The following is a 12,884-nucleotide window of genomic DNA, read 5'->3' as shown; positions in this document are numbered from 1 at the left end:
CTCAAAATGACAATGATTCTTTCTCTTTGTATGAACCATGCTTGTGGACCGCCGCCAGGACTGGCGGCAGTGTCGCGGCTCGGCTAGGCTGAATCCGTGCCCCCATGGCGGAATGGCAGACGCCCGCGACTTAAAATCGCTTGCCGGTAACGGCGTCCCGGTTCGAGTCCGGGTGGGGGCACCAGTCGTTTGGTAGACTCAAGGGATGAGCCATGCCGGACACCCCCTTCTGCAGAACCTGAACCCGCCCCAGCAGGAGGCGGTCCAGCACTCCCATGGGCCATTGCTGATTCTCGCCGGTGCCGGTTCCGGCAAGACCACGGTGATCACCCGCCGCATCGCCTGGCTTGTCGAGGAGGTGGGGGCCCATCCCTCCTCCATCCTGGCCGTGACCTTCACCAACAAGGCCGCCGAGGAGATGCGGGAGCGCGTCCAGAAGCTGGTGTCAGTGCCCGTCGAGCAACTCTGGGTCAGCACCTTCCACAGCTTCTGCACCCGCATCCTGCGCCGTGAGGGCGACCGCACCCCCGTGGGGCGGGACTTCGTCATCTTCGATCCCTCGGATCAGCGCAGCCTCGTCAAACAGGTGCTCACGGAACTGAAGCTTCCGGAGAAGCAGTTCCACCCTCGCAAGGTTCTGGAGATGATCTCGGATTTCAAGAACCGCTGCCTCCTCCCGGAGGAGGCCCGAGCCGAAGCCCTGGATCCCTGGACCCGCAAGCTCCTCGACGCCTACGAGCTCTACCAGCGGGGCCTGCGCAACCAGAAGGCCTGCGACTTCGATGACCTCCTGCTCTACACCGAGCGCCTCTTCCGCGACCCGATGATGCAGCAGGTCTATTCGGAACGGTTCAAGTACCTGCTGGTGGACGAATACCAGGACACCAACAAGGCCCAGTACCTCCTGGTGCGGCATCTGGCGGAGAAGCATCACAACCTGTGTGTGGTGGGTGATGAGGATCAGTGCTTGGCGGCTGGAACCCTCGTGGCTCTCGGGGATGGCGCGCTCCGGCCCATCGAGGAAATCCAGAAGGGGGACTCGGTCCTGTCCTGCCACGGCAGTGGCGACTTCCGGTCAGCCCAGGTATCCGAAGTCTACCGGCGCCAGAGCAAGGGGAGGGGCCTCCGCATCAGGACCACCCAGGGCAGGACCCTGGTCAGCACCCCCGAGCACACCCATTTCGCCGGGTATCGTCTCGGCCTTTCCCCTCAGCATCACTTCGTCTATCTCATGCGAAAGGACGGCATGGGTTGTAGGATCGGGACCTCCCAGGTCCATACCCGCGGGCAGGTCAAGCCGGTGGTGGGCTATCTCCAGCGGGCCCGCCAGGAGCACGCCGACGCCCTATGGATCCTTTCGGTTCACGATACGGAAAATGAGGCGCGTACCCAGGAAGCCATCCTTTCCCTGCAGTTCCAGCTGCCGACGCTTCCCTTTGTGCCCCGCAAGGGCAAGGGGCAGCGAGGAATGGTCCACGATGCGGCCCTGATCCAGAAGGTCTTTGCCTCCGTGGACACCGAGGAAAATGGGCGGAAGATACTGGAGCACTTCAGTCTCGACCCTCTGCGGCCCCATCACCTTCCCCAATCCCGGAACAGCCTGCGCCGCAACATTGTTCTTACGCTCTGCGGTGATCGCAGGGGGGCCTCGCCCATGCACCGCATCAGCCTGGTGGGCAACGACGATGAGGGACGGAGGGCGCTTGAGTCCATGGGTTTCAGCATCCGTTCCGCCAAGGCGGGGAGCGGCAGCTGGCGCTTTGAGACCTGTCGCAAAGACTTCGGCGAGGTGGTGCGGCTCGCCAAACAGATCCAGGGAGGGCTGGGGGGACAGCTCCTCATGAATGCCAGGATGGGGAAAGGGGCGGGTGAGTCGAACTCTCTTCCCCTCATCCCCGCCTCCCTCATCCGGCCCGGGATGGCGCTCTTCGATGGTCTGGGCGGCTATGACACGGTGGCTTCCGCTGAGCCCTGGGATCTGGAAGATGTCTTCGACCTCAACGTGGAGCGCACCCACAACTTCGTGGCCAACGGGATCCTGACCCACAACTCGATCTATGGCTGGCGAGGAGCCGACATCCGCAACATCCTGGACTTCAAGCGGGACTTCCCGGAGGCTTCGGAAATCAAGCTGGAGCAGAACTACCGTTCCACCCAGAAGATCCTGGACGCGGCGTGCACCGTCATCGCCAACAACTCTCAGCGCCTGGGCAAGAGCCTCTGGACAGACCTCGGGCACGGTGAACACTTGATCTTCCGCCTGGTGGACGAGGGGCGCCTGGAGGCCGAGTGGGTGGTGCAGCGCATCCTGGAGGAGCGGGCCAAGGCCCCCGGCGCCAAGATGGCCGTCCTCTACCGCGCCAACTGGCAGTCCCGGCAGTTCGAAGAAGCCCTGCGGGCCGTCAACCTCCCCTACAAGCTGGTGGGGGGCACCAAGTTCTACGAACGCCAGGAGGTGAAGGATCTCCTGGCCTACTTGCGCCTGGCCTGCAACCCCTTCGATCTGGTGAGCTTCCGTCGTGCCATTTCCGCCCCCAGTCGCGGGGTGGGACCCACGACCCTGGCCAAGATCGAGGCGGCCATCCCCGAGATGGGCACGGCCCTGGGGGGGGCGGCTGTCCTGCTCAAGAAGGGCGAATTGAAGGGCAGAGCCCAGCGGGAGATGGGACGGTTCCTGGAGCTCTTCCAGCGGGCCGAAGTCGAACTCCATACCCTGAGCCTGGGCTCCTTTGTCCGATGGATGCTGGTGGAGTCGGGGTACGTCCAGATGCTGGAGGACGAAGGCACCCTGGAGGCTGAGGGGCGGGTCCGGAACCTGGAGGAGTTCGTCTCCGCCGCTGTGGAATCCGAAGGGCAGGGGCTGCGGCTGGCGGAGTTCCTGGACCGGGTCTCTCTGGCCTCGGACGCCGACCAGGTGGAGGAGGCCGCCCAACTCTCCCTGATGACCATCCATTGCGCCAAGGGGCTGGAGTTCCCGGTGGTCTTCCTGGTGGGCATGGAGGAGGACGTTTTCCCCAACCGCAACGCTCGGGATACAGATGACGGCCTGGAGGAGGAACGGCGCCTGTTCTACGTGGCCATCACCCGGGCCCAGCGCAAGCTCTACCTCACCGCAGCCCGGCGACGGCGGGTCTTCGGGAGCGAGGTCATGGGCATGCCCAGCCGCTTCCTCCGCGAACTGCCCCAGGAGGTCCTGGAGACCCCCATCCGATGGGGGACCGAGCTTTACCAGTCCGGTCAGGGGGCGACCTCCAGTTCCAGGATGGCCCCCAGGGGCGGTGGCGGGGCCTCGGTGGCCTCCGAACTTCAGCGCATCCGGGGCTTCTTCGACCGGGTGAAGGCCGTGGCCCCTGCAGAGGCGGAACCCGCTGCCCCAGAACCCATCCTTCCGGTGATGGAGGACGCTCCGCCAGTCTCCTCCGGCGCCCTGGCCAGGGGTACCCGGGTCCGCAGCCCCCGCTTTGGTCGGGGGGTGATCACTTCCGTGACCGGGAGCGGCGAGATGCTCACCTACACCATCCGCTTTGCCGAGGCTGGTGAGAAGCGCATTGTGGCCCGCTTCGGGGCGCTGGAAGTGGAAAGCTGATTTGGAAGTTCTGCTTGGGGGATCGTTTATTTCGGGGTAGAGTTTGTGATTCTCAACTAATTGCGTTCATGCCGGGAGTTCCCGGTGGCATGTCCCGGAGACTCCCCCCCATGACGATCTCTTCGCGTTCCGCCATCCTGACGCTCCTGCTGGCTGGGGGGATGGCCCCTGTGGCCTCCGCTTCCGGCTTCCAACTCCGGGAGCAGAGCCCCAGCGCCCAGGGCAACGCCTTCGCCGGTGTCAGCGCCGGGGGCGCGGATATCAGTTCGATGTTCTTCAATCCGGCCACGATGACCAAGTTTGCCACCAGCGAGATCCTCGCTGGCGTGAGTGTGGTCTCGCCCCGCACGAAGCTGACGAATGGCCAGGCCAGTCCCGCCTCCGGCAGCTATCCCGCGGCGCCGACCTCCACGGACAATGCCTGCTCCCCATCCCCCCTGCCCAACCTCTATGCCATGTGGAGCCTGTCGCCGGACCTCAGGCTCGGCTTCTCGGTCAATGCTTCCTTTGGTATGGGCACGGAATACGACTCCGATTTCATCGGTCGCTATCATGCCCTCAAGTCCGATCTCCAGGTCCTCGACTTCGCCCCCAGTGTCGCCTACAGGGTCAATGCCCAGTGGTCCGTGGGCGCTGCCTTTGTGGCTCGTCGCACCCAGGCCGAACTCACCAACGCTGTGGACTTCGGGACGATCCTGGGGGTCGGTGCAGGCCTTCTGGATGGAAAGGCGTCTCTTGAGGGAACCAAGTGGAGTTATGGCTACAGACTGGGGTTGACCTGGCAGCCCACCGAGAACCTGCGGATGGGCCTGGGATACCAGTCCGCCGTCAAGGTGAAGCTCAAGGGGGATGCCAGCTTCGAGCTTCCGGCCCTTTCGAGCGGGACCACCGCCTATCTCCAGGGCGTTGCTGGCTTCCAGGACAACCGCATCGCCGCAGAGGTGGACCTGCCCAGCACCATCTCCCTGGGATTCGATTACAAGCTGGAGAAGGATGTCTCCTTCCAGGCCGAAGTGGCCTACACCGACTGGTCCAGCTTCAAGGAACTGAAGATCGAGTTCCTGGACAACATGGCTGCGGGCCGGACGCTCCAGGATTCGACCACTGAAGAGAAGTGGAACGACACCTGGTTCGTGGCCGTGGGTATCACCTGGAAGGCTCGGGAGGCTTGGACCTTCAAGCTCGGAGGAGCCATGGACCAGGGGGCCACCAACGATAGCTACCGCACCCCCCGGATCCCCGATGCCGACCGCAAGTGGGTCTCTTGCGGTGTGGGCTACGCCTTCTCCAAGCACCTGGGGCTGGATGCGGCCTACACCCATATCTTCGTGGACAAGGGGCAGCTTGCGCTGACGGTTGCTGGGGTGGATAACGGCACCCGAGGCAACCTGAGCGGCACTTTCAACAGCAGCATCGACATCTTCTCGGCTTCGTTGCGCTGCACCTTCTGAGCGCGCATTTCGTGCCTGACCCGGGATCCCGTCCTCAAGTCACATCCCGGATGGTCCAGAAGTCTGCCGCCAGATCATCATCCGTGAGGTAGTCGAAGGGGATGGTGAAGTGCCCCTTCCTGCCCCACTCGGTGCCGTAGGAGTTGCGCACCAGGAAGCGCTTCGTCTTCATCTCGTAGCCCACCGCCAGTACGGCATGGCCCCCCAGGACACGGTCTTCCTCGCCCGGCATGTCCAGTACGCCCTTCTCGTAGACCTGAGGCGTTTCAAAGTTCTCGTAGACCGTGAAGCCGAAGATGAACGGGAAGCCGCTGGCCAGGCAGGTCAGGAGCTCCTCCTGCCGGGCGTTGTTCAGGCGGAAATAGCTGATGGCCTTGTGCTCCAGGGCCGCCTTGTAGGCCTTCCTGGGGGGCCGGGTCGCGAACTTCGTGACGGTGTAGGGCCAGAGCTCCTCCGGTGGTGCCCCCTGGGCAGCCACCACCTTGATGCCATCGCGGATCATGGCGCCCGAATCACTCTGGATGCTGCCTTCAATCTCCCGCTCTGCATAGTAGATGAAGAGGCGGCTCGGCATCAGGTCGCCCAGATCCTGGCGCCGATGCTCGAACTGGAAGGCGGCTCCGATGGCATTGGCTGTACAACTCCCGAGATCGCCCTGGTCGTAGGGGGCAGCCATGGGCGTTGCCGAGAGATCCACCTTCGCGGGGAGCTTCTCCGGGGCCTCCAGCGGCATCCGTTGGAGGGCGTAGCGGAAGTCGCGTTGATCCGGGAGATCGGGGATCCAGCCATACTGGGAGGAAGAGCTGCGTCGAGCGGCCAAGAGAACCTCCTTGAGAAAATAAATATGAATTGATATTAATAATATCCGTTCATTTGGGTTTTCCAAGGGGTATTTATCTTTCCCGATTATCGGCTTGCTTCAGCCAAGACCGAGGGTTGGGAGGGTTTTTGGCAGGCCCCGAAAAGCAGAATCAGCTGGGATAAAAAGGATGAAGCAGGATAAAGCGATCAGCGTACAGCAATGGTCCACCAAGACGCTCTGGCCCGCTCACCCTCCCGGAACCAGGGCCGGAGCGCCGATCATTCAGACCAGAGGCTTTTCAGCCCCTCCATCCCAGCCAGCCTTTGCTTTTCTCTGTGCCCTCTGTGTTTACTCTTTTGAACTTCCTGGCTGAGCAGAGCCGCCAATCTGCTTATCTTTTGTTCGTCATGGTTTGGTGGCCACCCTCGCTGCATCCCCCACAAGGATCCTCCGTATCAGGCCGTCCTCGCCGAACTCCAGCCTGATCGGAAAGAAGGTCGGCAGGATCGCCTCTAGTTCTCCGGCGCTGGGGGCCAGATAGGCGGTGTGCTTGCCCAGCCGTTGCAACATGGCTTCTCCCTCTCGGCGGCTGGTGTCCTCCAGGCTTCCTTCCTGGGCGGACTGGGCCCCGCTGGGGGTGGGAAGGATCCAGGCCCAGCCCTCTGGGGGCGGGGTGGGGAAGTCCGCCAGGGGCGCGATCCAGGCCCCTTTCGGGCCCAACTCGTTGATGGGAAGCTCCTGGCTTTCCAGGGCAGGCAGGCTCCAGACCCTCAGGGGAGGGCAAGGGCCCCCGAGTAGGGGGAAGGTTCGCTGGAACATCCGGAGCACTTCCTCGTACTCCTTCGGGGCCCCCTCCTGGATCTCCTGGAATCGCTGCTGGTCGGCTTCCGCGAGGCTGAAGCACAGGGCGTGGCGGGTCGCGAAGAAGTGGAGAAGGTCCATGGGGCCCCCCATCAACCGATCCTCCCAGGCCTTCCGGAAGCCTGGATCGACTTCGCCCCGGCGCACTTTTCCCTGGCCCCAACGCCACAAGGCCATCCGGGAGCCTTCCAGGGTGAGGGGCAGGCCCTGGAGCGCACCCACGTCGGGGGAGGATGACAGGAACTGCCGCACGGCCTCCGCTTCCTTCCAGGCCCGGCTCTGCCGAGGATAGGGATTCCCTGGCAGGGCTTGGCTGGCCGCTGCTTCGAGCCATTTCCTGTGGGACTGGTCCCGACGGCTCAGGGAGAGTTCCGGCATGGGGCTTCCCGTTTCGTAGGCCTCAAGGATTCGACGGGCGCCCTCCGCCCAGGGGAGCGGTGCGGCAGTAAGGACGAGGGGCATTGCACAGCAAAAGATCCATTTTTTCATGGGATGCTCTCTTTCCATGCAGGATGACAGGGAATGGGCCGCACTTGAACGGGGTATCCTGGGGGGGTGACCCTGATTCCGACCCGCATCGAACTGGCCCGCCCTCTGCCACCCTTGACCTACCTTGCTCCCGAGGGGCTCCCTCCGGGCGTTCGGGTGCGGGTGAAGGTGCGCAACAGTGCTGCCACCGGGATCGTGCTGGGGGCGGATTCTGCTCCTCCGCCCAAGCTCAAGGCCATCGATTCCGTGATGGATCCCTTTCCGCTGCTGCCTCCCCACCTCCGGGAACTCCTGGAGTTCGCGGGGCGCTACTACGGCTGCGGCGTGGCTCATCTCATGGCCCTCTGCCTTCCCCAGGGGGTTCTGGCGGACTGGGAGACCGATCTAGGTGATGGACAGAAGCTGTCTGATTTAAGGGATCTTGGAGCCTGGGAGCGCCTCAGACTCCTGGGGGAGGCCTGGCACCGGGGCGAGACCCGGCTCCCCTCCCTCTTCCATCGCCGGAACATGCGGGGCGCGGGACTCACGGAGGTCCGGCGCACGGATCGGCCCCACCCCCTCAAGGTGAGTGCGCTCCAGGCCAAGGTGCTTGCGGCCCTGGAAGAGGCCGGGGGTGCCATGCTGGAGGCGGATCTGATCCAGGCTGCTACGGTGAGCGCATCGGTGCTGGGTACCCTGGAGCGTCACGGCCTGGTGGAGCGTGTGAAACGCCTCGATCTGCTGGCGCAGCGCCGAGAGGATGTAATCCACAAACGGGTGGAACTGAACGAGGAACAGCTCCATGCGACGGATTCGGTGGTGCTGGGCACCTTCGCCACCTACCTCCTTTATGGCGTGACGGGTTCCGGCAAGACCGAGGTCTACCTGGAGCTTGCGGAGCGGGTTCTGGCGGCGGGGAAACGGGTCCTGTGGCTAGTGCCGGAGATCGGTCTGACCCCGCGCCTGCTGGCCCGCCTGGAGGGCCGCTTCCCGGGCCTGGTGGCGGTGGGGCACGCTGGCCTGAACGCCACGGAGAAGCAGGCGGACGTGATGCGCCTCCTCCAGGACGAATGCCCCATCTTCGTGGGAGTCCGCAACGCTGTCCTGGCGCCCCTGCGGGATGTGGGCCTGATCCTGGTGGACGAGGAGCAGGAGGGCTCCTACAAGAGCGAGGAGCACCCTCGCATCCATGCCCGCGACCTGGCCATCAAGCGGGCCCAGCTCGAAGGCTGCCCCGTGATCCTGGGGAGCGCCACTCCCTCCCTGGAGAGTTGGCACGCTGCCCAGGTCGGGCGTTATCGCCTTTTGCGCCTGCGGGAGCGCCCCGCCGGGAGCTCCCTGCCGAAGGTCGAGGTGGTGGACCTGCGCGACTGCTACAAGACCCAGCGCAAGAAGGTCATCTTTTCCCCCCTGCTGCTCCAGGCCATGGGGCGGACCCTGGAGCGGGGGGAGCAGGCCATGCTCCTGCTCAACCGACGGGGTTTTGAGAACTACTGGATGTGCCGAGCCTGCGGCAAGACGCTTGAATGTCCTCATTGCGATATCAGTCTTACCTATCACAAGGGGGCCTACCGCCTGCGCTGCCACCTATGCGGCTTTGAAACGGCCCCCCCTGAGGCCTGTCCCAGCTGCCAATCGGAGCATCTTCGGGGCGTGGGCGAGGGCACTGAGCAGATCGAGGACCAGCTCCAGGCCCTCTTCCCCCATGCGAGGATCCTGCGTCTGGATCGGGACACCACCAGCCGGAGAGGCGCGCTAGAGGCTGGGCTCCTGGCGGCGGAGCACGGCGAAGTGGACATCCTGGTGGGCACCCAGATGCTGGCCAAGGGGCACACCTTCCCGAAACTCACCCTGGTGGGGATCATCAACGCCGATCAGGGCCTCAAGATCGCGGATTTCCGGGCCGCCGAGCGCACTTTTCACCTCCTGACCCAGGTGGCCGGCCGGGCAGGCCGGGCCGAGCTGGCGGGCACCGTCATCCTCCAGACCTACAGCCCCGACCACCCCGCCATCATCCACGCCGTGGCCCAGAACTTCGAGGGCTTCGCCCAGGAGGAGCTGCCCTACCGGGAGGGGATGCACTACCCACCCTACGCTGCGCTCTCCCTCTATCGCGCCGAAGCCGATAGCCCACTTGAAGCCATGGACGCACTCAAGAAGCTGCGGTCGAGGCTGGAGACCGTGCCCGGGGTGCGCATCCTCGGCCCACTGGAGGCCCCTGTCCCCCGGATCAAGGATCGCTACCGCATGCAGCTCCTCCTCAAGGCCAGCAACCGCGGCCCTCTGAGCCAGGCCATGCAAGCCGCGCCCCTGCCGCCTGGTGGGGCGATCACCCTGGATAGGGATCCGCTGAATTTTGGAGGGTGAGCGCACCTGCCCGGCGTCAGCGTGGGATTGTTGCGTCTTTGATGGTTCGACTCGGTTGGTGTGTGTAAAAATAATACATACACTTCATTCTGCGGCCCGGCGCATTGGAGCGGGTTTTGTAATTGTTGGTATATGATTAATTAAAAAAATAAATTGAACATCGCAGCAAGGCGTGATTTTGTGTGGGTGAGGATCCTATGAATCATCGCTTGTTTCGAGGCTATTCGTTGATAGAGCTTTTGGTGGTGCTTGCCATCGTGGGCATCCTGGCAATGGTGGGTATCACCATGCTCGGCAACCGCCCTTCAGGTGCCGTGCGTTCCGTGATGGATGATCTGGAGGGCACCATTGCCGCCGCCCACAAGCGGGCCGTGGCCACCGGACGGGATGTGAATCTCGTGGCGAACGGCGGGGCTTCCGACTTCACCCTGGCCTACGGCGAAACGACGACCCCTGCAGGCGTGGTGGTGTCCAACGCCACCATCCTGGCCAACGGAGCAACAGCCCCGGAATCCTTCCACTACCGGCCGAACAGTCGGGATCATGCCTACGCCGGTGTGGTGGTTGGCGGAAGTGATTGGTGGAGCAGGGCGAAGGGCGGCAGCGCGGATATCAAGACCATCCTCCCCTTCAGTGATTCGAGCCTGGGTTTCAATACTTCTGGCGTGGATGCCGAGGGAAAGCCCATTTCGCAACCCATCATCTCTGACCCCAGTTCGGATGCCTGCAATCTCTCCAATCTCCAGTCCGTCGGGGTCAGTGGTTACAGCAAGCGCTTCAATGGAACCTTCTACCTGGCGGTGGTTGGGCTGCGCGGTGGTCAACCCATAACGGACGGGCCCATGGGGCTCCTCGTTGTGCAGGGTAATGGGGCAACGGTTTATAAGTTTTACAATCCTGGCAAATCTGGCGGGGATGGCCAGTGGAGGAGGGTTTGATGAGAGAGGCATTTTTAAGCAAGCGGCGCTCCTTGCAAGCCGGATTCAGCATGGTGGAGATGCTCATGGCCGCCTTCGTGCTGGCCATCGGTCTTCTCGGGCTGGCCACCCTTCAGTTGATGTCCCTCAAGGCGAGCCGCGGAGGGAAGAGCTTGAGTACTGCCGTCCAGGTGGCCGAGCGGGTCATGGATCAGATCGAGATGGAAGGACGTTTGAGCTGGTTGAACGTCACTGACAGTGCCTACGCCGCTCCGACGGCCCTTTCGAACCTCAATTACATTGGCAAGAACTTCGTTGCAGAGGGGGATTTCTCCGGAAAGCTCTATCTGACCTTTGATGACCAGGGCAAGGCCGTGGCGGACGCGCCGGTTTCCGGGGATAAACCCTCTGGGCGCTACGTGGCTACCGTCGAAGCCAGTGCGCCGACCAATGGAGGCACGGGACGGGTCTCGGACTTCACGGTGATCATCGAATTTGCGGATCAGGCAGACCAGAACAGCGTCGCCATTGTCCGGACCGTCACTCTCACCAGGAGGATCCTCCATGGATAGCGTGCTGCCTCTCATCCCACTGGGGCAAGTCGCGCCCGCCCTTTGGGCTCGAACGCGTCGCAGGCCCGGGAGGTGCACCGGATCTGCTTGTGGCTTCTCCCTGGTGGAACTCCTGGTGGCCCTGGTGTTCACCATGATGCTCATGGCTGGCATGGCGGCTGTGTTCAAGTCGAGTCTTTCAACCTTCTACACCTCGGGGGAAAAGCTCTCCAGTTCGCGTCGCAACCGGATGTCCATCGATCTGCTCTCGGATGATCTCAACAATGCTGGCATGTACCTGGTCGACCTCTCCACGCCCCCATCCGTCGCCTCCACTAATCCCCCCTTCTGGATCAATCCCTCGAAGGTCACTGATTGGAACGGTACAGGGGTGACCCAGGGGGCGGATCAGCTCCTTTTCTATACGGATGAACCCCTTCCATTCGAAGGGGAACTGGACATGACCGGCTCCACCAGCAAGAGTGCCCCTGAGCTTGTGGTCGAGGAGGCATCCGCTGCCCAAACGGATTTCACCTACAAGGTCGATTGCCGGGAATCCGCCTATGCCAAGCAGGTCAAGGTAGGGGATCTCTTCATCCTCAAGGATTCCTGGGAAGTGGGCTACATCAGTTCTGTGACCGCGACTGGAGCGAGTGTCACCCTGGTGGCCGGGGCTGATCCGAACGTCGGTATTACTGGGCGGGGTGGATCGGGGCTCCCATCCCGGGCCAACCACCTGGACGGCACGAGAGTCGTTTTCGTGCACCCAGGCCAGATGGTGCGGTACAGCATCGAGCGGCTCAAGCTGGACCCCGCCGTTCCTGATGGCATTCCATGCCTTGTCCGGGACCAGGGGGGGTATGCCACCGGCGGCTTCACCGCTAACGGCACTCGTCAGATCATTACGGAAAATGTCTCCGGCTTCCGGGTCTACTTGAGTGCTGATTCCGGGAACACCTGGATCGGCGGGCCTTCCTACGATGACAAGACCTGGGCCGACATGAGATCGGCTTTGGACAGCCAACTCCAGACCGCGGGCCGGACGGACTATAAATCGACCGCATCCAGCGAACACTGGTTCCGTTCTATCCCTGTCCTGGTGCGGGTGGACGTGACGACCCGCACCGCCACCCAGCGCACCGAGTTCTCCGACGCCAGCACACCGACTCTGGCCTACAAGGAACAGACCCAAAGTCTCGTCATGGTTCCCAGGCACTTCGGCCTGACCATGAACTGAGGGGGAGATTCTTCATGTCCCATCGATCCTTCAAGCCCCTCTCCCATCCTCAGGCCGGTGGCATCACCATCCTGGTGGTCCTGATGCTGCTGGTGCTGCTCACTATCGCGGCCATCGGCATGTCCAAGAATGCCTTCCGGGAAATCATCATCTCGGGAACGGCGCGTCAGGGTTCCATGGCGCGCAACGTGGCGGACTCGGGCATCGAGTGGTCCATCTACTGGCTGGACCTCAACAACAGCGCCTCCGCAAGTGCTGCGGCTGAGGCCAAGATCCTGAATTCCCTCAAGCTGGCCCTCCTGGCGGATCCCACCAAGTCTGGCACACCGTGGGATGCCGCCAAGACTGGATTCACAAGCTATAAGCCCGGCGCCAATCCCGCCATCACCCTTCCTGACCAGGCGACCTTGAGCGGGACGTCTCAAGCCTTCACGCTGGGGCTTACCCGGATGGGCAAGCTTCCCGTGACCGATATGGGCCAAGGCCTGGGCTCCGGTGCCTTCACCCCTGCCACCGGCAGTGAATCCAAGCAGGCCCCAGATCTCTGGGCTGTCCGAAGCGATTCCCAGGTTTCCATTGGCGGGGTGGTTTTCTCCCACGCCAAGGAAGCCTGGATCTCCACACCCGTCCAATAGTTGCAGGAG

The 12,884-nt window shown here is 63.1% G+C and carries 9 protein-coding genes and 1 tRNA gene; 8 read left to right on the top strand and 2 right to left on the bottom strand.

The window, feature by feature from the left end; all coding sequences use genetic code 11:
- Positions 1-98 precede the first annotated feature (98 nt).
- From HOLFODRAFT_RS0215740 to HOLFODRAFT_RS0215730, 3 genes are all read left to right on the top strand, one after another.
- Positions 99-184 (top strand) — tRNA-Leu (locus tag HOLFODRAFT_RS0215740).
- Between the two features lie 21 nt (positions 185-205).
- Entirely contained in the window at positions 206-3,586 is a 3,381-nt protein-coding gene (locus HOLFODRAFT_RS23480; protein ID WP_005033787.1) for a UvrD-helicase domain-containing protein, read from the top strand.
- Positions 3,587-3,696: 110 nt separating this feature from the next.
- Complete coding sequence (locus tag HOLFODRAFT_RS0215730; protein WP_005033784.1) at positions 3,697-5,037, top strand: OmpP1/FadL family transporter; 1,341 nt, start codon at positions 3,697-3,699, stop codon at positions 5,035-5,037.
- A 34-nt stretch (positions 5,038-5,071) separates the two neighbouring features.
- Here the strand turns inward: HOLFODRAFT_RS0215730 and HOLFODRAFT_RS0215725 are convergent, their stop codons facing one another.
- Both HOLFODRAFT_RS0215725 and HOLFODRAFT_RS0215720 read right to left on the bottom strand, forming a co-directional pair.
- Positions 5,072-5,857: a C1 family peptidase gene (locus tag HOLFODRAFT_RS0215725; RefSeq protein WP_005033783.1), complete on the bottom strand. Its 786-nt coding sequence runs from the start codon at positions 5,855-5,857 to the stop codon at positions 5,072-5,074.
- A 387-nt stretch (positions 5,858-6,244) separates the two neighbouring features.
- A complete protein-coding gene (locus HOLFODRAFT_RS0215720; protein WP_026939392.1) occupies positions 6,245-7,162 on the bottom strand; it encodes a hypothetical protein in 918 nt (305 codons plus the stop codon).
- A gap of 93 nt (positions 7,163-7,255) precedes the next feature.
- On the opposite strand from HOLFODRAFT_RS0215720, the gene priA reads away from it, so the two are divergent.
- From priA to HOLFODRAFT_RS0215695, 5 genes are all read left to right on the top strand, one after another.
- On the top strand, positions 7,256-9,535 hold the full coding sequence (gene priA, locus HOLFODRAFT_RS21775) for a replication restart helicase PriA (protein WP_005033779.1): 2,280 nt from the start codon (positions 7,256-7,258) through the stop codon (positions 9,533-9,535).
- A gap of 197 nt (positions 9,536-9,732) precedes the next feature.
- Positions 9,733-10,473 (top strand): pilus assembly FimT family protein, encoded by a 741-nt coding sequence (locus HOLFODRAFT_RS0215710; RefSeq protein ID WP_005033777.1) that lies wholly within the window; start codon positions 9,733-9,735, stop codon positions 10,471-10,473.
- Positions 10,473-11,024 (top strand): prepilin-type N-terminal cleavage/methylation domain-containing protein, encoded by a 552-nt coding sequence (locus HOLFODRAFT_RS23475; RefSeq protein ID WP_005033775.1) that lies wholly within the window; start codon positions 10,473-10,475, stop codon positions 11,022-11,024. Before HOLFODRAFT_RS0215710 ends, HOLFODRAFT_RS23475 begins: the two co-directional genes overlap by 1 nt.
- Positions 11,017-12,240 (top strand): PilW family protein, encoded by a 1,224-nt coding sequence (locus tag HOLFODRAFT_RS0215700; protein ID WP_005033773.1) that lies wholly within the window; start codon positions 11,017-11,019, stop codon positions 12,238-12,240. Before HOLFODRAFT_RS23475 ends, HOLFODRAFT_RS0215700 begins: the two co-directional genes overlap by 8 nt.
- Positions 12,241-12,254: 14 nt before the next feature.
- Positions 12,255-12,875: a hypothetical protein gene (locus HOLFODRAFT_RS0215695; protein WP_005033771.1), complete on the top strand. Its 621-nt coding sequence runs from the start codon at positions 12,255-12,257 to the stop codon at positions 12,873-12,875.
- The last annotated feature ends 9 nt before the right edge of the window (positions 12,876-12,884 follow it).

This window comes from Holophaga foetida DSM 6591 (assembly GCF_000242615.2).
Lineage (GTDB): Bacteria > Acidobacteriota > Holophagae > Holophagales > Holophagaceae > Holophaga > Holophaga foetida.
Note: the sequence above shows the minus strand (reverse complement) of the source record. Positions and strands in the feature narration are given on the sequence as shown.